The 17,528-nt window shown below is 68.4% G+C and carries 19 protein-coding genes and 2 tRNA genes; 14 read left to right on the forward strand and 7 right to left on the reverse strand.

The window, feature by feature from the left end:
• Positions 1 to 37: 37 nt before the first annotated feature.
• Genes glp through DIE17_RS22745 form a run of 3 tightly spaced genes read left to right on the forward strand, consistent with a single transcriptional unit; the run spans position 38 to position 2,122 of the window.
• Positions 38 to 1,327, forward strand: coding sequence for a gephyrin-like molybdotransferase Glp (gene glp / locus DIE17_RS22735; protein WP_124521379.1), 1,290 nt, complete (start codon positions 38 to 40; stop codon positions 1,325 to 1,327).
• Positions 1,328 to 1,364: 37 nt separating this feature from the next.
• Entirely contained in the window at positions 1,365 to 1,640 is a 276-nt protein-coding gene (locus DIE17_RS22740) for a hypothetical protein (protein WP_006476519.1), read from the forward strand.
• Positions 1,637 to 2,122: a GNAT family N-acetyltransferase gene (locus DIE17_RS22745; protein ID WP_124487468.1), complete on the forward strand. Its 486-nt coding sequence runs from the start codon at positions 1,637 to 1,639 to the stop codon at positions 2,120 to 2,122. The genes DIE17_RS22740 and DIE17_RS22745 overlap by 4 nt, the downstream gene beginning before the upstream one ends.
• Before the next feature lie 102 nt (positions 2,123 to 2,224).
• Here the strand turns inward: DIE17_RS22745 and DIE17_RS22750 are convergent, their stop codons facing one another.
• From DIE17_RS22750 to pncB, 5 genes are all read right to left on the reverse strand, one after another.
• Positions 2,225 to 3,703 (reverse strand): DNA recombination protein RmuC, encoded by a 1,479-nt coding sequence (locus DIE17_RS22750; protein WP_124487469.1) that lies wholly within the window; start codon positions 3,701 to 3,703, stop codon positions 2,225 to 2,227.
• Entirely contained in the window at positions 3,700 to 4,689 is a 990-nt protein-coding gene (locus DIE17_RS22755) for a 2-hydroxyacid dehydrogenase (protein ID WP_124487470.1), read from the reverse strand. The genes DIE17_RS22750 and DIE17_RS22755 overlap by 4 nt, the downstream gene beginning before the upstream one ends.
• A gap of 81 nt (positions 4,690 to 4,770) precedes the next feature.
• Positions 4,771 to 6,201, reverse strand: coding sequence for a sodium:proton antiporter (locus DIE17_RS22760; protein ID WP_124487471.1), 1,431 nt, complete (start codon positions 6,199 to 6,201; stop codon positions 4,771 to 4,773).
• A 52-nt stretch (positions 6,202 to 6,253) separates the two neighbouring features.
• Positions 6,254 to 6,916 (reverse strand): lactate utilization protein C, encoded by a 663-nt coding sequence (locus tag DIE17_RS22765; protein ID WP_059523763.1) that lies wholly within the window; start codon positions 6,914 to 6,916, stop codon positions 6,254 to 6,256.
• An 89-nt stretch (positions 6,917 to 7,005) separates the two neighbouring features.
• Entirely contained in the window at positions 7,006 to 8,202 is a 1,197-nt protein-coding gene (gene pncB, locus DIE17_RS22770) for a nicotinate phosphoribosyltransferase (RefSeq protein ID WP_124521381.1), read from the reverse strand.
• A 283-nt stretch (positions 8,203 to 8,485) separates the two neighbouring features.
• On the opposite strand from pncB, the gene fdxA reads away from it, so the two are divergent.
• The 8 genes from fdxA (at position 8,486) to DIE17_RS22815 (ending at position 12,862) form a co-directional block, all read left to right on the forward strand.
• On the forward strand, positions 8,486 to 8,809 hold the full coding sequence (gene fdxA / locus DIE17_RS22780) for a ferredoxin FdxA (protein ID WP_011351384.1): 324 nt from the start codon (positions 8,486 to 8,488) through the stop codon (positions 8,807 to 8,809).
• Between the two features lie 105 nt (positions 8,810 to 8,914).
• Positions 8,915 to 8,990 (forward strand) — tRNA-Asn (locus tag DIE17_RS22785).
• A gap of 74 nt (positions 8,991 to 9,064) precedes the next feature.
• Positions 9,065 to 9,140 (forward strand) — tRNA-Asn (locus tag DIE17_RS22790).
• Positions 9,141 to 9,247: 107 nt separating this feature from the next.
• Positions 9,248 to 9,733 (forward strand): CreA family protein, encoded by a 486-nt coding sequence (locus tag DIE17_RS22795; protein ID WP_044844793.1) that lies wholly within the window; start codon positions 9,248 to 9,250, stop codon positions 9,731 to 9,733.
• Between the two features lie 61 nt (positions 9,734 to 9,794).
• Entirely contained in the window at positions 9,795 to 10,700 is a 906-nt protein-coding gene (locus DIE17_RS22800) for an AraC family transcriptional regulator (RefSeq protein WP_124521383.1), read from the forward strand.
• A gap of 117 nt (positions 10,701 to 10,817) precedes the next feature.
• The gene (locus tag DIE17_RS22805) at positions 10,818 to 11,591 is read left to right on the forward strand and encodes an AzlC family ABC transporter permease (RefSeq protein ID WP_124521385.1); all 774 of its coding nucleotides are present in this window, start codon (positions 10,818 to 10,820) and stop codon (positions 11,589 to 11,591) included.
• Complete coding sequence (locus DIE17_RS22810) at positions 11,588 to 11,926, forward strand: AzlD domain-containing protein (protein WP_044844796.1); 339 nt, start codon at positions 11,588 to 11,590, stop codon at positions 11,924 to 11,926. Before DIE17_RS22805 ends, DIE17_RS22810 begins: the two co-directional genes overlap by 4 nt.
• A 159-nt stretch (positions 11,927 to 12,085) precedes the next feature.
• A complete protein-coding gene (locus DIE17_RS22815; RefSeq protein ID WP_044844797.1) occupies positions 12,086 to 12,862 on the forward strand; it encodes a DUF4088 family protein in 777 nt (258 codons plus the stop codon).
• 117 nt (positions 12,863 to 12,979) lie between these two features.
• On the opposite strand, the gene DIE17_RS22820 is transcribed toward DIE17_RS22815, so the two are convergent.
• Positions 12,980 to 13,390, reverse strand: coding sequence for a hypothetical protein (locus DIE17_RS22820; protein ID WP_124487477.1), 411 nt, complete (start codon positions 13,388 to 13,390; stop codon positions 12,980 to 12,982).
• Positions 13,391 to 13,670: 280 nt separating this feature from the next.
• Here DIE17_RS22820 and DIE17_RS22825 point away from each other — a divergent pair, with 280 nt between their 5' ends.
• The 3 genes from DIE17_RS22825 to fumC all read left to right on the forward strand — a co-directional run bounded on the left by DIE17_RS22825 (position 13,671) and on the right by fumC (position 16,946).
• Positions 13,671 to 13,889: an RNA-binding S4 domain-containing protein gene (locus DIE17_RS22825; RefSeq protein ID WP_006753074.1), complete on the forward strand. Its 219-nt coding sequence runs from the start codon at positions 13,671 to 13,673 to the stop codon at positions 13,887 to 13,889.
• A gap of 129 nt (positions 13,890 to 14,018) precedes the next feature.
• Positions 14,019 to 15,407, forward strand: a complete 1,389-nt coding sequence (norM, locus tag DIE17_RS22830; RefSeq protein WP_124487478.1) for a multidrug efflux MATE transporter NorM — start codon at positions 14,019 to 14,021, stop codon at positions 15,405 to 15,407.
• 144 nt (positions 15,408 to 15,551) lie between these two features.
• A complete protein-coding gene (fumC, locus tag DIE17_RS22835) occupies positions 15,552 to 16,946 on the forward strand; it encodes a class II fumarate hydratase (RefSeq protein WP_044844800.1) in 1,395 nt (464 codons plus the stop codon).
• 57 nt (positions 16,947 to 17,003) lie between these two features.
• Here fumC and DIE17_RS22840 read toward each other — a convergent pair whose 3' ends face one another.
• A complete protein-coding gene (locus DIE17_RS22840; RefSeq protein ID WP_014897688.1) occupies positions 17,004 to 17,516 on the reverse strand; it encodes an acyl-CoA thioesterase in 513 nt (170 codons plus the stop codon).
• Between the last annotated feature and the right edge of the window lie 12 nt (positions 17,517 to 17,528).

Here is a 17,528-nt window from a genome sequence, read left to right on the forward strand (position 1 = left end):
CCACGAACCCGATACGCCTCGCGGCGCAGTCCGACTGATGATCACGCAATCCTCGCCCGCCTCCCGAACCGCACCCGATTCCGCGGCCCCGCTGTCGCTCGCCGATGCGCAGGCGCTCGCGTGTCGGTTCGCGGTGCCGGTCGACGCGTGCGAAACGGTACCGCTGCATGACGCCCTCGACCGCGTGCTCGCGGCCGACGTGAATGCGCCGTTCGACATTCCCGCATACGACAACTCGGCGATGGACGGCTACGCATTCGACGGCAGCGCAGTCGCGCTGGCAGCGGCCGCCGACATCGCGCTGACGGTCGCCGGCACGGCACTCGCCGGCCATCCGTTCGATGGGGCCGTGGTGCCCGGCACGTGCATCCGCATCATGACCGGCGCGGCGATGCCAGCCGGATGCGACACGGTCATTCTGCAGGAACGCGTGCGCGTCGACGGCGACGTCATCCGCTTCGCCGCACACGAGGTCGCGCGCGGCGCGAACTGCCGCCGGGCCGGGGAGGATCTCGCGCGCGGCGCCTGCGCGCTTGCCGCCGGCCGCATCCTGCGCCCGTCCGATCTCGGCCTGCTCGCATCGTTCGGATTGCGCGAAGTCACGGTGCGCCGCCGCGTGCGCGTCGCCGTGTTCTCGACCGGCGACGAACTGCGCGAACCCGGCGAGCCGCTCGGCCGCGGCACGCTGTACGACAGCAATCGCGGGATGCTGGTCGCGATGCTCGAAAGGCTGCACATCGACGCACTCGATCTCGGGATCGTCCGCGACGATCCGGCCGCGCTCGAACGCGCATTGCACGATGCGATCGCCGCACAGGCCGACGCGGTGATCACGTCCGGCGGCGTATCGGTCGGCGAAGCCGATTTCACGCGCGACGTGATGGCGCGGCTCGGCGACGTGACCTTCGCGAGCCTCGCGCTGAGGCCCGGCCGGCCGCTCGCGTGCGGCACGCTCGCGCGTGCGGGCGACGGCCGCGTGCTGTTCTTCGGGCTGCCCGGCAATCCGGTCGCCTCCGCCGTGACGTTCTACGCGATCGTGCGCCCCGCACTGCTGACGCTGGCCGGCGCGCACACGCCGCCGCCGACGATGTACACGGCACGCAGCACGCAGGCGCTGAAAAAGCGTCCGGGCCGTACCGAATACCTGCGTGCGATCGCGACGCGCGCCGCCGACGGCCAGTGGCACGTCGCGCCGGCCGGTTCGCAGAGTTCCGCATCGCTGAGCGGCCTTGCGGCCGCCAACTGTTTCATCGTCCTGGGCCACGATTCCGCGGCAGTCGACGCGGGCGCCCCGGTCGACATCCTGCCGCTCGACGGCCTGATCTGAATTCCAATCGGTATATTTCTACGGGGGCAATCCGCACATGAAGAAACAAATCTCGTCGATCGCCGCGGGGCAGACCGCGAAGGCACTGATCCTCGTCTACCTGACGTTCAGCGTGCCGATCGTGCTGCTCGGCATCCTGGTCGCGTACATCCGTTACGGGATGGTCGAACTGAGCACGATCCTGAGCGCGCTGCTGCTGAACGCGATCCTCGGTTTCGTGCTGCTGTGGATCGCCTGCCACGCGTACAACTGGGTCGCGTCGCGCTTCGGCGGCATCGAGATCGTGCTGTCCGATCCGCCGGAGGAAGCGTGAGCGGCACACCGCTGATCCGCGCGGCCGAAACGCGCGACGTTGGCGCGATCCTCGCGCTGATGCGCGAGCTGGCCGAGTTCGAAAAGCTCACGCACCTGTTCGTCGCGAGCGACGCCGACCTGGCCGACGCGCTGTTCGGCGAACGCCCCGCCGCCGAAGCGCTGGTGGCCGAGCGCGACGGCGCGATCGTCGCGTATGCGCTGTTCTTCCACAACTATTCGACGTTCCTCGGCCGGCGCGGGCTGTATCTCGAGGATCTGTACGTGCAGCCGTCGCAGCGAGGCACCGGCCTCGGCACCGCGATGCTGCAGCACCTCGCGGCACTCGCCGTCGAGCGCCGCTGCGCTCGCTTCGAATGGTCGGTGCTCGACTGGAACCAGCCGGCGATCGACTTCTACGAGAAGATGGGCGCGACCGTGCTGCCGGAGTGGCGCATCGTGCGCGTCACCGGCGACGCACTGGACGCGCTCGCCGCACGCTGAACGCGCGCCGGCTACGCCGGTCGCCGTGTCAAAGGAAAACGGGCGCCGCGGCGCCCGTCTTCGTTCCAGCCGGTTTCGGCTGCGTGCATCATGCGGGATGCGTCATGCGTCGTCCGCATCGGCGCCGTCGGCGGCTTCCGCGCCGAGCAGCCCGGCCGCCGTCTCGCCCGGCAACGCCTCGACCTGTTTCAGCTTGCGGTTCATCACACGGGTGCGCTGCTCGGCGGCCTCGATCGAACGCGTGACCGTCTCGAGCTGCGCCTTCGTGCGTGCGAGCACGTCGCCAAACTTGCCGAATTCGGTCTTCACCGCACCGAGCACCTGCCATACCTCGCTCGAGCGCTGCTCGATCGCGAGCGTGCGGAAGCCCATCTGCAGGCTGTTCAGCAACGCGGTCAGTGTGGTCGGCCCGGCCACCGTCACGCGATAGTCGCGCTGCAGCAGGTCGGTCAGCCCCGGGCGGCGCAGGATCTCCGCATAAAGCCCCTCGGTCGGCAGGAACAGCAGCGCGAAATCGGTCGTATGCGGGGGCGCGACGTACTTCTCGGCGATCGTGCGCGCCTCCATCCGCACGCGCGCCTCGAGCGCACGGGCCGCCTCCTCGACCGCCACCGAATCGGCACGCTCCTGCGCATCGATCAGGCGCTCGTAGTCCTCACGCGGAAACTTCGCGTCGATCGGCAGCCACACCGGCGGCGCGTCGCGCGTGCCCGCGTCGCGTCCCGGCAGCCGGATCGCGAACTCGACGCGTTCGCTGCTCTTCGGCACCGTCGCGACGTTCTTCGCATACTGGTCGGGCGTGAGCATCTGCTCGAGCAACGCCTCGAGCTGCACCTCGCCCCAGGTGCCGCGCGTCTTCACGTTGGTCAGCACCTTCTTCAGGTCGCCGACGCCGGCCGCGAGCGTCTGCATCTCGCCGAGCCCGCGGTGCACCTGCTCGAGCCGGTCCGAAACGAGCTTGAACGATTCGCCGAGCCGCTGCTCCAGCGTCGCATGCAGCTTCTCGTCGACGGTGCGGCGCATCTCCTCGAGCTTCGCCGCGTTGTTCGTCTCGATTTCCTTCAATCGCTGTTCGAGCGTCGCACGCACTTCGCCGATCCGGCGATCGTTGGCCTCGGTCAGCTGTGTGAGCTGCCGGTTCAGCGTGTCGCCGAACAGACGCAGCGCGACCGTCTGCTCTTCGCGCGCCTGCTGCGCCTGGCGCTGCACGCTCTCGCGCATCGCGTCGAACTGCTGCGCGTTGCCCGCGACCAGCTTGCCGAGCTGTTGCGCGAAACCGTCGATCTGGTTGTTCTGCACGGTCGCGATGCTCGTCAGCTGCGTCGCGAGCGTCTGCTGAAGCTGCGAGAAACTGCCGGCCAATTCGGTGCGCGAACCACGCGCGTTCTCGACGATCTCGCCGCGCAGCTCGCGTTCGAGCCGCTCGACCGCAAGCGCCTGCGCGTGCGCGGCGTCCTCGATCTGGTCGCCGAGCACGGCCGCGTCGTCGTGGCGGCCGCCGCCGCGCACGATCGCGACGATCGCCACCGCCAGCGCGACGGCCAGCACGACGACCGCCGCCAGCAACAACATCGTCGTCATGCGCGCGGCTTCCCGATCACGTCAGGGTTGATCGGATTCGGCGGCTGCCCCGCGCGCGGCCCTTCGCCCAGCGCGGCGATCAGGTTGTCGGCCGCGAGGTTCGCCATCGCGCGGCGCGTCTTTTCGGTCGCGCTCGCGATATGCGGCGTCAGCACGACGTTCGGCACCTCGAGCAGCGCCGGGTGCACGCTCGGCTCGCCTTCAAACACGTCGAGGCCGGCCGCGGCGATCGTCCCGTCGCGCAGCGCGGCGGCCAGCGCCGCGTCATCGACGATGCCGCCGCGCGCGATGTTGGTCAGCGTCGCGGTGGGCTTCATCTTCGCGAGTTCGGCCGCGCCGATCGTATGATGGTTCTCCTTCGTGTACGGCAGCACCAGCACGACGTGATCGGCGCGCGTGAGCAGCGCATCCTTCGACACGTATTCGGCGTTCAGCTCGGCCTCGATCTCGGGCGCGACCCGCGACCGGTTGTGATAGATCACCTGCATCCCGAAGCCGCGCGCGCGGCGTGCGAGCGCCTGGCCGATGCGCCCCATGCCGATGACGCCCAGCGTCGAGCCGTAAATGTCGCCGCCGAGGAAACCGTCGTACGCCCACTTCTGCCAGTGCCCGGCGCGCAGCCAGTGCTCGGATTCGGCGATCCGGCGCGCGGCGGCCATCATCAGCGCCCAGCCGAAATCCGCGGTCGACTCGTTCAGCACGTCGGGCGTGTTGGTGCCGAGCACGTTCGCCGCGTTGAATGCGGTCATGTCGAAGTTGTTGTAGCCGACCGCCATGTTCGACACGACGCGCAGGCGCGGCGCCGCCGCGAGCGCAGCCGCCCCGACCGGGTCGCCCGCCGTCAGCGCACCGTCCTTGTCCGCGAGACGCGCGGCGAGCGCATCGGGGGCGAGCGCGTCGCCGTTGTTCCAGTCGACTTCGAAATACTGCTCGAGCCGTTCGATCACGTCCGGAAAGATCGGACGTGCGACCAGGATCTTCTGCATCGCCATCTCCGCATGCCGCGGCCGGAACGCGGCGCATCGCGCGCCGCCCGAACCGTCCGCGCTTGGTTGAAAATCGTCAGCCTACGCCGTGAAGAAGATCCACGACGTCAGCAGGAATACAGGTACCAGTATGGCGAACGCCCAGCCGAGATACGCGAAGAAGCTCGGCATCTTCACGCCGCGCGATTCCGCGATCGCCTTCACCATGAAGTTCGGCGCGTTGCCGATGTAGCTGTTCGCGCCCATGAACACCGCTCCCGCGGAGATCGCGGCGAGCGTCGTCGCGCCCGCCGTCATCAGCGCTTGCGCGTCGCCGCCCGCGAGGTTGAAGAACACGAGGTAGGTCGGCGCGTTGTCGAGGAACGACGACAACAGGCCGGTGGCCCAGAAGTACATCGCATCGATCGGCTTGCCGTCCGACCCCGTCACGAGATGGACGATCTGCGCGAACGCACCGTCCGCCCCCGCGCGCAGGATCACGATCACCGGCGCGATCGTCACGAAGATTCCCGCGAACAGCTTCGCGACCTCCTCGATCGGCGCCCAGTTGAACGCGTTGCCTTCGCGCGCGGAGCGCGGCGTCAGCGCAAGCGACGCGAGTGCCACGACAACCAGCGCGACGTCGCGCACGAGATTCTGCAGCGCGACGTGCGTGCCCCACACGTCGAACGTGATGCCCGGCTTCCAGATGCCGCTCATCAGCACGAGGCCGATCACGGCCGCGAGCAGCACGAAGTTGACCTTGCCGTCGATCGACAGCGCGCCATCGTCAGGTGTCGGGTCGAGCACGACCGGCCGCTCCTCGCCGCCCTTCCGGTAGAAGTACGTATCGAGCACGAAGAACAGCGTCAGCAGCACCGCGCAGATGAACAGCATCGGCAGCGCGAGATGCGTGGTCGTCCAGAAGAAGCTCACGCCGTTCAGGAAGCCGAGGAACAGCGGCGGATCGCCGAGCGGCGACAGCGAGCCGCCCGCGTTCGCGACGAGGAAGATGAAGAAGATCACGACGTGCACGACGTGCTTGCGATTGTCGTTCGCGCGCAGCAGCGGCCGGATCAGCAGCATCGCGGCGCCCGTCGTGCCCATCACGCTCGCGAGCAGCGTGCCGAGCGCGAGGATCGCGGTGTTCAGCTTCGGCGTGCCGTGCAGATTGCCGTTGACGCAAATGCCGCCGGCGACCGTATACAGTGCGGTCAGCAGCACGATGAACGGGATGTACTCCTCGAGCAGCGCGTGCACCAGCGTTCCGAACGCCGTGCCCGCGCCGAACGCGACCGCGAACGGGACCAGAAACGCGATCGCCCATGCCGCGGCGATCTTGCCGAAGTGGTGATGCCAGAACACCGGCGCGACGAGCGGGAACACCGCGATGGACAGCAGGATCCCGGCGAACGGGATGCCCCAGAGTGCGGACAGCGCGGCACCGTCGAGCGTGGCGGCCGATGCGAGCGCGGGAACGGCGCCAAGCGCGGCTCCCGACGCCATGCCCGCCCAGGCGGCATGTCGTTTCATGCAGAACTTCCTTGTGCGAGTGAGTCGAGTGAGGATCGAGCGGACGCGATCGTCATGCACCGCGCACGACGATCGCGTGAACGCGGTACGGGCCGTGTGCGCCCAGCACGATGGTCTGCTCGATATCGCCGGTGCGCGACGGGCCCGATACGAAATTGACCGCGCGCGGCAATTCGCCGCGCTCCGCGCGAATCAGCGCGAATGCGTCTTCATGGCCCGCGACGATCCGCGACGCCGGCACGATCGCGATGTGGGTTTCCGGCAGCAGCCCGGCCGATGCATAGGTGTCGGGGCCGGACAGCAGCACCAGCGAGCCCGTTTCGGCGGTGGCGCAAAAGCAGCCGGTGAGGCCGACGAGATCGCCGTCGCGCGGCTTGCGGCATTCGACCGACAGGCCGGCGCCGGCCCAGTCGAGCTCGGCCAGCGTGCGCCATGCGACGGCCTGCATCGGCAAGCCGTGAGCGGAAAGATAGCGGGCAGCGGCGGCGGGCGCGTCGGCCAGCGTCGCGACTTCGTCGACCGTCGTCGACAGGCGCGCCGCTTCATCGACGAATGCGGCGACGAGGTCGGCCGGCATCGGCGGCCGCGGCCCCTCGGGATGGCGGGCGAGATAGTCGGCGACGCCGTCGCGCTCCGCTGCATCGGGTTCGGGCGCGCGTCCTTGCGCCGCGCGAATGCGTGCGAGGATCTGGCGACGGGCAGCGGAAGTGTCCATGAACGGTCCTCGTGACGTTGGCGTGCGATACCGTCGGATTATACCGGCCGCCCCCGCCGCGACGCACCTCGCCGGACGGCCGACGCTTGCTACGATGCGGCGTCGTCGGCCGGCTGCGCGATGCCGAACACCTGGCGCAGGTACGCGAGATACGCCTTGTCGTCGCACATGCTCTTGCCCGGCGTATCCGACAGCTTCGCGACCGGCTGCCCATTGCAGCGGACCATCTTGATCACGATCTGCAGCGGCACGTAACCGAGATCGTTCGTGAGGTTGGTGCCGACGCCGAACGCGAGCTTGCAGCGGCCGCGGAACCGTTCGTACAGCTGCATGACCTTCGGAATGTCGAGCGCGTCGGAGAACACGAGCACCTTGGTGCGCGGATCGCAGCGGTTCGCCTCGTAGTGGCGCAGCATGCGCTCGCCCCACTCGAACGGATCGCCTGAATCGTGGCGCGCGCCGTCGAACAGCTTGCAGAAGTACATGTCGAAGTCGTTCAGGAACGCGTCCATCCCGTAGACGTCCGACAGCGCGATCCCGAGGTCGCCGCGATACTCCTTCGCCCACATCTCGAAACCGTAGGTCTGCGAATCGCGCAGCCGCGGGCCGAGCGCCTGGCAGGCCTGCAGGTATTCGTGCGCCATCGTGCCGAGCGGCGTCAGGCCGTGCTTCATCGCGTAGAACACGTTGCTCGTGCCCGCGAACTGCGGTCCGAGCCCGTCGCGCAGCGTCAGCGCGACCTCTTCGTGCCAGACCTTCGAGAAGCGCCGGCGCGTGCCGTAGTCGGCGATCTTGCAGTCGGCGAACTCGGGCTTCGCGCCGAGCAGCTTGATCTTCTCGCCCAGCCGCTCGCGGCCTTCGCGATAGTCGGGCTCGCGCTGCGTGTTGCGGAAATAGACCTCGTTGACGATCGCGAGCACCGGGATCTCGAACAGGATCGTGTGCAGCCACGGCCCTTCGATCACGATGTCGATCTCGCCGTTGCCCTTCGGCGAAGGCGTGATCGAGATGTACTTCTCGTTCAGGTGGAACAGCGCGAGGAAGTCGACGAAGTCGCTCTTGATGAAGCGCATGCGCCGCAGGTAGTCGAGTTCGTCGTCGGTGAAGCGCAGCGCACACAGGCCGCGCACCTCGTCGCGGATCTCGTCGATGTACGGCACGAGATCGACGCCGGGCGTGCGACACCGGAACCGGTACTCGACGTTTGCGGCAGGAAAGTGATGCAGGACGACCTGCATCATCGTGAACTTGTAGAGATCCGTGTCGAGCAGCGAAGTGATGATCATGTTTACGGCACCGCCAATATCGTGACAGGGCCCCGGCGCACCGCGCGCCGCCCGGTCTGTCGGCCATGTTACCCGAATGCGGGCCCGACCATCGTGAAACCGCCCTGCCCGACGCGCCGGGCGCGCGGCCGCACGCGCCGCGCCCGCCGCCAGCCCCATAAACTAATCACGAAACGATATAAGCCGGAAAGCCGACCACGCCATGCGGGTTTTGCGCTTCAGTTACAATGCCGCTTTTGGCGCACACGCCACCCCATATATACCGCCAAGCAGGAGCGTTTTAATGACTCACGTTGTGACCGAAGGCTGCATCAAGTGCAAATACACGGATTGCGTGGATGTGTGCCCGGTGGATTGCTTCCGTGAAGGTCCCAACTTTCTCGCCATCGATCCGGACGAGTGCATCGACTGCGCCGTGTGCGTCGCCGAGTGCCCGACCAATGCGATCTATGCCGAAGAAGACGTTCCGGGCGACCAGCAGCAGTTCACCGCGCTGAACGCCGAGCTGGCGAAGGACTGGCCGTCGATCACGAAGACCAAGCCGGCACCGGCCGACGCGGACGAGTGGAAGGACGTGCAGGACAAGCTGCACCTGCTCGAGCGTTGATCGCGCAGCGGCGCTGCAAAAATTTTTTGGTGCGCCGCCGCTCAAAAGTGTTGACAGGTTAGCGAACACTCCATACAATCTCGTTTCTCTGCTGTTGTTGTTTGTTCCCCGATAGCTCAGTCGGTAGAGCGCCGGACTGTTAATCCGTAGGTCCCTGGTTCGAGCCCAGGTCGGGGAGCCAAAAAACAAAGGCCCGTTGAAAGTGGACGGGTTTTTTGTTGGTTACCGAACACGCAAGCAGATGTACCGATTTATTCCCCGATAGCTCAGTCGGTAGAGCGCCGGACTGTTAATCCGTAGGTCCCTGGTTCGAGCCCAGGTCGGGGAGCCAGACAGCGAAAGGCCCGTCATTCGACGGGCCTTTTGTTTTTCCGGCGCCCGCCGGTCACCGCCGCGCATGCTAGAGTTTCTGTCCCGCATTCGCATCCGGTTCCGTCGATGAAGCACCGCCTCCTTTCCGCCGCGTCGCTCGCCCTTCTGCTCTCCGCCTTTGCCACCGCGCCGCTCGCGCACGCGGAGGAAGTCGGCAGCGTCAACACCCATTTCCGCGTGACGGGCTCCGACCGCGTGGTCGTCGAAGCGTACGACGATCCGCTCGTGACGGGCGTCACCTGCTACGTGTCGCGGGCGCGCACCGGCGGGATCAAGGGCACGCTCGGCGTCGCCGAGGATCCGAGCGAAGCGTCGATCGCGTGCCGGCAAGTCGGCCCGCTCAGCTTCAAGGAGCCGCTCAAGCAGCAGACCGACGTGTTCAGCGAACGGATGTCGTTCATCTTCAAGACGCTGCACGTCGTGCGCGTGGTCGACAAGAAGCGCAACACGCTCGTCTACCTGACCTACAGCGACCGCATCGTCAGCGGCAGCCCGAAGAACGCCGTGACCGCCGTGCCGATGCCGGCCGGCACGACGATTCCGGTCAAGTAAGCCCGCGCCGGCCGGGCGCGCGAGCGCTACACTGTCGATTCGACCGCCCTCGCGCCCGACCATGTCCGCCCCCCGCCTTCTTCCGGACTCCGCACGTTACTGGCGCACGCCGCTGCTGCCGGACGCGGATCTGCTCACCGCCACCTATCGCGACCACACGTTCGCGCCGCACTGGCACGACGCGTACACGATCCCCGTGATCCTCGAGGGGGCGGAGCGCTACACCTGTCGCGGCAGCGGCCATGTCGCCGAAACGGGCACCGTGCCCGTGATCAATCCCGGCGAAGTGCACACCGGCTCGCGCGCGACCGACGAAGGCTGGTGCTATCGCGTGAGCTACGTGCCGGTCGACTACATTCGCTCACTCGCGAGCGCGATCGCGGGGCGGCCGCAGGATGCGCCATGGTTCCCGTCCGACGTGATCCGCGACACCGATCTCGCGGCACGGCTCGCGCTGGCCCACCGGATGATGGAGGCCGGCAGCGAACGCATGCCGCCGTTCCACCCCCACGAGCAGCCGGCCGCCAATGATCCGGCCGCCGCGGCACCGCGCGTCTACGATCCGCTCGCCGCCGAAACGGCGATGCTCGATGCGCTGTCGACACTGATCGCGCGCCATGCCGACGCGCGGCTGCAACCGGCGGCGCTCGCGGCCGACGAACCGCGCGTCGACGCGATGCGCGAACGGCTCGCCGCCGATCTCACGGGCACGGTCACGCTCGACGACGTCGCGCAGGCCGCCGGCCTGTCGCCGTTTCACGCGGCGCGCCTGTTCACGCGCACGACCGGGATGCCGCCACATGCGTGGCGCAACCAGCTGCGGCTGCAGCGCGCGCTTGCGCCGTTGCGCGCGGGCGTGCCGATCGCCGATGTCGCCGCGGCCAGCGGCTTCGTCGACCAGAGTCACTTCACGCGGCATTTCAAACGAATGTTCGGCGTACCGCCCGGACGCTGGCAGGCGCGCTGACGCCCTTCCCTGCATTCGACGACGGACGGCAACCCGCACGCACGCAGCGCCATCGGCACCCGCGCGGGCGCAAGAACATACAAGCCGCCGCTGCATCACCCCGCTATCCTCCATTTCATGGAGACGCGCCCCTTGAACCCCACACCCACACCTACGCCCCCGCCTCGCCCCCCGCTCAACGAGTGGCTCGACGGCGCACGCGACACGATCCCGATGATGATCGGCGCGGCACCGTTCGGCGTGATCTTCGGCACGCTCGTCGGCGGCGGCCCGCTCGCCGCATGGCACGGCGCGCTGATGTCGCTCGCGGTGTTCGCGGGCTCCGCGCAATTCATCGCGCTCGGCCTGATCGCGGGCAGCGCGAGCTTCGTCGTCGTGCTCGCGACGACGCTGATCGTGAACCTGCGTCACCTGCTGTACAGCGCGACGCTCGCGCCGTACGTCGCGCACCTGCCACTGCGCTGGCGCGCGACGCTCGGCGCGCTGATGACCGACGAGGTGTTCGCGGTCGCCTACGCGCACTACCGCCACTTCCCGCCCGGCGCGATCGGCCCGCACTACTTCTTCGGCTCGGGCCTCGCGATGTACCTGAACTGGCAGGTCTGGACGCTCGCGGGCATCGGCTTCGGCGCGGCCTTCCCGGGCCTCCAGTCGCTCGGCCTCGATTTCGCGATGGCGGCCACCTTCATCGCGATCGTCGTCCCGCAGCTCGGCACGCTGCGCTATCTGGCGGCCGCCGCGACGGCCGGCACGCTCGCGTACTTCTGGCAGGGCTGGCCGTACAAGCTCGGGCTGCTGGGCGCGGTCGCCGCCGGCGTCGTGGTCGGCGTCGCGCTCACGCTGCTGCACGAGCGTTCGCGCACCGCTTCACGCACGGAGGCCGCATCGTGAGCTACGCGCTGCTGATCCTCGGGATGGCCGTGATCACCTATGCGATCCGGACGACGCTGTTCCTGTTCGGCGAGCGGCTGACCTTCCCGCCGCTCGTGCGGACCGCGCTCGGCTTCGTGCCCGTCACCGTGCTGACTGCGATCATCGTGCCGATGACCGTCTCGCCGCACGGCGGCACGGCCGAGCTGACCTGGCGCAATCCGCAGCTGGTCGGCGCGCTCGCCGCCGTGCTCGTGTCGGCGACGACACGCCGGCCGCTCGTGACGATCGCGGTCGGGCTCGCGGTGTTCTTCTTCTGGCAAGGGGTCGTGATGCCGCACTGGCTGCCGGCCTGAGCGGACCTCGCCGGCCGCGCTCAAGTTTCCGTCCGGCGCGCCGATATAGGAAGTGAAGACCCGCCATCGGCCTCGGCGCGAACCGGTCCGTCGACGCCGCGCCCGCACCGGTGCGCGATGTCGGCCGCCGGCCCGCGCGGGCCGCCATCGAGACGATTCATGGGCCAGATCACCCTTTCCCTCAAGGACGACACGCTTGCGTCCCTGCGCAAGGACTACGACGCGTTCGTGCGCGTGTCGCTGAAACTCGACCCGCAGTTCGCGACGCCGTCGTTCGAGGATTTCCTGCGCGCCAAGCTGCTCGACAACATGGTGCCGCTGACCGAGCACGCCGTGCAGCGGATGCTCGAGGGCGGCCAGTACGCGTGGGCGAAGCGCACGCTCGACAAGGAATTCCCGGACGTCGTCGCGATCCTGATGCGGCAGGCCGGCGAATTCGGCTTCGGCTTCGCGTCGCGCTCCGAATGGACGCCCGACGAGCTAGCGAAGGCGTGCCGCGACTGGGCCAAGGCGATCGTCGCCGAAGCGCAGGGCGATGCGTCGCTGGTCGATCCGCTCGCGGCGCAGATCAAGAGCGCGGTCCACGACATCCAGGCGCTCGAGGAATCGATGCAGACGCCCGCGTGGCGGCTCGCGGAATCGCTGCGCCAGCGCATCTACGAGGCGAAGCTCGCGTGCGAGATGAGCGTCGGCAGCGCCGCGCGCGACAAGCTCGGCGAACTGCGCGGCCTGCTGCGGCTCGGGCTCGCGCACGGCTCGTTCCAGAAACAGGAAGCGCAGCAGATCATGGAATATCTGCGGCTGCTGAAGCCCGAGATCTTCGTCGACGAGCCATACGACGTATTCACGCGGCTCGCCGCGTGGCTGCGCAGCGTATTTACCCCGTCCGCGGCAAGACCGGCACACGGACCGGGGCCGGAGCAGCGCCGGCCGTGACGGCCCGCGTCCACGCATGAAGAACGGCCCGGTTCGCGCGAAGCGAACCGGGCCGCCGGTCGATCGCCGTCACGACGCGCCGTCCGGGGCGAGCGTCGTGCGACGTCGGGGTGCCGCTTACTGCGCGGCGCCCGAGGCCGATGCACCGCCCTGCACGCCGGCCGACGCACTGCCTTCGACCGCTTCGTCGCCCACCTTCGACTTCGCCGAGCCGGCGTGATGCTTGGCCGACTTCGCCGCATGCTTCGCGTGCTTCTTGGTCGAGTGGACCGACGACGCCGCCGTATCCTTCGCGCCGTCGGCTGCCGCGCCAACCGCATCGGTTGCGCCGCCGACCGCGTTGCCCGACGCATTCGCGCCGGCACCACCCTGCATACCCGCGTCTGCGCCTGCCCCCGCTGCCGGCGCCTGCGTCTGCACGCCGGCGCCTGCGGTGCCCTGCGCCGCGACGCCGGTCTGCGCGAATGCGGCCGAAGTGGCGAACGCCGTCAGCGCGGCACCAATCAGCATCGTACGAATCTTGGACATGACAATCCTCCTCAAGAAGTTGTGGGCGCGGAGCGCATCGATACGCTCCGTCGCGTCCCCTGCCGCGACACGCAGCAGGTACGATGAAAGACCCGCGGGCGGCACGGCCGGTTCTCGAATCTCTCAGACTGTTACCCACCGTTTCATTTGCTGACGAATCGCTCACAGTCCTTAACAGCTACGGGGCGCAAACATGCGCGCGCGGCCGCACTCGCGCGCGGGCCCGCAGTGCCGTATGATGCGGGGCGATTCCTCCCGCGCGTCGCGCGCCTCCTTCGTCATGCCCAACCTGGATTTCACGCTGACCGGCGAGTACGTCGAGCTGCACAACCTTCTCAAGATCACCGGCCTCGCCGACAGCGGCGGCACCGCGAAGATGTTCGTCGCGTCCGGCGCGGTGAAAGTCGACGGCGTGGTCGAACTGCGCAAGACCTGCAAGATCCGCGCGGGCCAGGTCGTGCTGTTCGGCGATACGCGGATCGCGGTTCACGACGCATAGCGGTTCCCCCTCACCGTGACATGGCCATCGGCGCGCGCGTTCGACACCGTTCGAATAAAGCCGTAAGCTAGCCGTCTCTCAAAATAAATACAGACAGCGCGGGCCCGCACCCGCGCGAGCGCCCATTCCATGTCGCATTCCGGTCTTACGCGGACGGCCGCCGCGCCGCCGTCGCTGTCCAGTCATGCCGCCGATACCGCGCGCCTCGCCGCACCGCTCGCGATCGCACAACTCTCGCAAATGGCGATGAGCGTCACCGACACGGTGCTGCTCGGCTCGCTCGGCCCCGATTCGCTCGCGGCGGGCGGCCTCGGCGCGAACTTCTTCTTCGTCATCGTGACCGTGCTGCAGGGTGTGCTGTCGTCGGTCAGCGTGAGCGTCGCGCATGCGCGCGGCGCGCAGGCGGAACACCGCGTGCCGCACATCTACTGGACCGGCTTCGTGCTGTCCGTGCTGCTCGCGATTCCGGCGATCGTCGCGCTGTCGCTGTCCGAGCCGATCCTGCTGATGTTCCACGAGCCGCCCACGCTCGCGCGTCACGTCGGCGAGTACACCGGCATCCTGCGGTTCGCGGCGCTCGGCAGCCTGATCGGCGTCGGGCTGATGCGCGCCTTCCTGCCGGCGATCGGCGCCGCACGGCGGCTGCTGTGGGTGTCGATCGGCGGCGTCGGCGTGAACGGCGTGCTGAACTACGGGCTGATCCACGGCGCCTTCGGCTTGCCGCGGCTCGGCTTCCTCGGCTCGGCGGTCGCGACGACCATCACCATCTGGCTCACCGCGCTCGCGCTGATCTGGCTGCTGCACGGCCGCCAGCGGTTCCGCCATTTCGTGACCGCCGCCCGCCCGAAACTGCCGATGATGGGCGAGCTGATCGGCATCGGCTGGCCGGTGGCGATCACGTACGGGGTCGAATCGACGCTGTTTCTCGCCACGGGCCTGACCATCGGCGTGCTCGGCGCGACGTCGCTTGCCGCGCACCAGATCGCACTGAACGTCGCGTCGGTGGCGTTCATGGTGCCGCTCGCGATCGGCCAGGCCGCCAACGTGCGGGTCGGCTACTGGGTCGGCGCCGGCCAGCCGGTCGCCGCGCGGCATGCGGGCTTCGTCGCGCTCGGCCTCGGCGTCGCGTTCATGTCGCTGTCGGGGCTCGTGCTGATCGTCGTGCCGCATGCGATCGTCGGCCTGTACCTCCAGCTCGACGATCCGGCCAACGCGGCGACCGTGTCGCTGGCCGCGTCGCTCCTCGGCATTGCCGCGGTGTTCCAGATCGTCGACGGCATGCAGACCGTCGGCTCGGGCGCGCTGCGCGGACTGCGCGATACGCGCATCCCGATGCTCGCGGCGACCCTCGGCTACTGGGGCATCGGCTTCCCGACCGGTTACTGGCTGGCGTTCCATGCAGGCCTTGGCGCACGCGGCCTGTGGTGGGGGCTCGCGGCCGGCCTCGCGAGCGTCGCCGCGCTGATGGCCTGGCGCTTCCATTTGAAGAGCGCATCGCTCGTCGCATCGACGCGCTGAGCGCGACGACACGACGCAAAATCGCGGCCGGCGCTATGCTTGTCGGTTGAAGACCCAACGCGTCGCGCCAGCGGCGCGACTGCCTCACGATACGCCAGACGCCGCGCGACGCGCGGCCTTTCCCCTTCCCAAGAGGAGTGCATCATGAACGAAGCAGTTCGGATGGAACGCGACACGTTCGGCGAGATCGCCGTGCCGGCCAACCGGCTCTGGGGCGCGCAGACGGAACGCTCGCTGCAGAATTTCCGGATCTCGACCGAGAAGCAGTCGCCCGAGCTGATCCACGCGCTCGCGATCGTCAAGCGCGCCGCGGCCGCCGTGAACCAGTCGCTCGGCGTGCTGGCCGACGACAAGGCGCGCGCGATCATCGACGCGGCCGACGAGATCATCGCGGGCAAGCATCCGCGCGAATTCCCGCTCGCCGTGTGGCAGACGGGCTCCGGCACGCAGACCAACATGAACCTCAACGAGGTGATCGCGAACCGGGCGAGCGAACTGCTCGGCGGCGAGCGCGGCGAAGCACGCAAGGTCCACCCGAACGACGACGTGAACCGCGGCCAGTCGTCGAACGACGTGTTCCCGACCGCGATGCACGTCGCGGCCGCGTACGCGATCGTCAACCATCTGCTGCCCGCGCTGCGCACGCTGCGCGCGACGCTCGACGCGAAGTCGAAGGCCTTCGCCGATATCGTGAAGATCGGCCGCACGCACCTGCAGGACGCGACGCCGCTCACGCTCGGGCAGGAATTTTCCGGTTACGTCGCGCAGCTCGACCAGGGCATTCGGCACGTCGAATCGGCGCTGCCGCACCTGTACGAACTCGCGCTCGGCGGCACTGCCGTCGGCACCGGGCTGAACGCGCATCCGGAGTTCGCGGTGCGCGTCGCCGACGAGATCGGCCGGCTGACGACGCTGCCGTTCGTGACCGCGCCGAGCAAGTTCGAGGTGATGGCGGCCGCCGACGCGCTGGTGTTCGCGCACGGCGCGCTGAAGACGGTCGCGGCCGGCCTGATGAAGATCGCCAACGACGTCCGCTGGCTCGCGAGCGGGCCGCGCTGCGGGCTCGGCGAACTGTCGATTCCGGAAAACGAGCCGGGCAGCTCGATCATGCCGGGCAAGGTGAACCCGACGCAGTCGGAAGCCGTGACGATGCTGTGCTGCCAGGTGTTCGGCAACGACGTCGCGGTAAACGTCGGCGGCGCGAGCGGCAACTTCGAGCTGAACGTGTTCCGGCCGATGATCGCGCACAACGTGCTGCAGTCGGTGCGGCTGCTCGCCGACGGCGCGCAGAGCTTCAACGACCACTGCGCGGCGGGCATCGAGCCGAACCGCGCGCGCATCGATCTGCTGCTGAACGAATCGCTGATGCTCGTGACGGCGCTCAACCCGCATATCGGCTACGACAAGGCCGCGCAGATCGCGAAGAAGGCGCACAAGGAAGGCACGACGCTGAAGGCCGCCGCGCTTGCGCTCGGCTACCTGACCGAGGCGGAATTCGACGCGTGGGTGCGCCCCGAGGAAATGATCGGATCGCGGTAATCGCGGGGGCGACGCGATGATGCGACGGGCGCGGCGCGAACGCCGCGCCCGTTGTCGTCAGACGGTGCCCTTCGCCACTTCCTCGGGCTTCATCTCGACGATCTTGTCGAGCGCGGCGCGCACGTCGGCCGCATACTTCGCGAGCACCTTCTGCTCGTCGGTCTCGGGCACGAACGGCGGCACCGGCACCGGGTTGCCGTTCTCGTCGACCGCGACGAACACGACGAGGCAGTCGGTCGTCTGGCGCAGCACGCCGCCCTTCGGATCGCCGGCGTGCACGGACACATGGATGTGCATGCTGGTGCGGCCCGTCGCGACGACGCGCGCCTTCAGCTCGACCAGGTTGCCGACGAGGATCGGACGCTGGAAGCGGATATTGCCGACGCTGACCGTCACGCAATAGCGGCTCGACCAGACCGCCGCGCACGCGTACGCGACCTCGTCGATCCACTTCATCAGCGCGCCGCCATGCACCTTGCCGCCGAAGTTCACGGACGACGGCTCGGCGAGGAAGCGGAATACGGTTTCGGTGCGGTCGAGGGCGGCCGGTACGGGGGATGGTTGGGACATCGTGGTAGCTCC

The sequence above is a fragment of the Burkholderia sp. Bp9099 genome, from assembly GCF_003857805.1.
Classification (GTDB): Bacteria; Pseudomonadota; Gammaproteobacteria; order Burkholderiales; family Burkholderiaceae; genus Burkholderia.

Bases quoted from the DNA above. Each gene is read 5' to 3' on its own strand.
- glp (WP_124521379.1), top strand. From the start codon at position 38: ATGATCACGCAATCCTCGCCCGCCTCCCGAACCGCACCCGATTCCGCG.
- DIE17_RS22740 (WP_006476519.1), top strand. From the start codon at position 1,365: ATGAAGAAACAAATCTCGTCGATCGCCGCGGGGCAGACCGCGAAGGCA.
- DIE17_RS22750 (WP_124487469.1), bottom strand. From the start codon at position 3,703: ATGACGACGATGTTGTTGCTGGCGGCGGTCGTCGTGCTGGCCGTCGCG.
- DIE17_RS22755 (WP_124487470.1), bottom strand. From the start codon at position 4,689: ATGCAGAAGATCCTGGTCGCACGTCCGATCTTTCCGGACGTGATCGAA.
- DIE17_RS22760 (WP_124487471.1), bottom strand. From the start codon at position 6,201: ATGAAACGACATGCCGCCTGGGCGGGCATGGCGTCGGGAGCCGCGCTT.
- DIE17_RS22765 (WP_059523763.1), bottom strand. From the start codon at position 6,916: ATGGACACTTCCGCTGCCCGTCGCCAGATCCTCGCACGCATTCGCGCG.
- pncB (WP_124521381.1), bottom strand. From the start codon at position 8,202: ATGATCATCACTTCGCTGCTCGACACGGATCTCTACAAGTTCACGATG.
- fdxA (WP_011351384.1), top strand. From the start codon at position 8,486: ATGACTCACGTTGTGACCGAAGGCTGCATCAAGTGCAAATACACGGAT.
- DIE17_RS22795 (WP_044844793.1), top strand. From the start codon at position 9,248: ATGAAGCACCGCCTCCTTTCCGCCGCGTCGCTCGCCCTTCTGCTCTCC.
- DIE17_RS22800 (WP_124521383.1), top strand. From the start codon at position 9,795: ATGTCCGCCCCCCGCCTTCTTCCGGACTCCGCACGTTACTGGCGCACG.
- DIE17_RS22805 (WP_124521385.1), top strand. From the start codon at position 10,818: ATGGAGACGCGCCCCTTGAACCCCACACCCACACCTACGCCCCCGCCT.
- DIE17_RS22815 (WP_044844797.1), top strand. From the start codon at position 12,086: ATGGGCCAGATCACCCTTTCCCTCAAGGACGACACGCTTGCGTCCCTG.
- DIE17_RS22820 (WP_124487477.1), bottom strand. From the start codon at position 13,390: ATGTCCAAGATTCGTACGATGCTGATTGGTGCCGCGCTGACGGCGTTC.
- DIE17_RS22825 (WP_006753074.1), top strand. From the start codon at position 13,671: ATGCCCAACCTGGATTTCACGCTGACCGGCGAGTACGTCGAGCTGCAC.
- norM (WP_124487478.1), top strand. From the start codon at position 14,019: ATGTCGCATTCCGGTCTTACGCGGACGGCCGCCGCGCCGCCGTCGCTG.
- fumC (WP_044844800.1), top strand. From the start codon at position 15,552: ATGAACGAAGCAGTTCGGATGGAACGCGACACGTTCGGCGAGATCGCC.
- DIE17_RS22840 (WP_014897688.1), bottom strand. From the start codon at position 17,516: ATGTCCCAACCATCCCCCGTACCGGCCGCCCTCGACCGCACCGAAACC.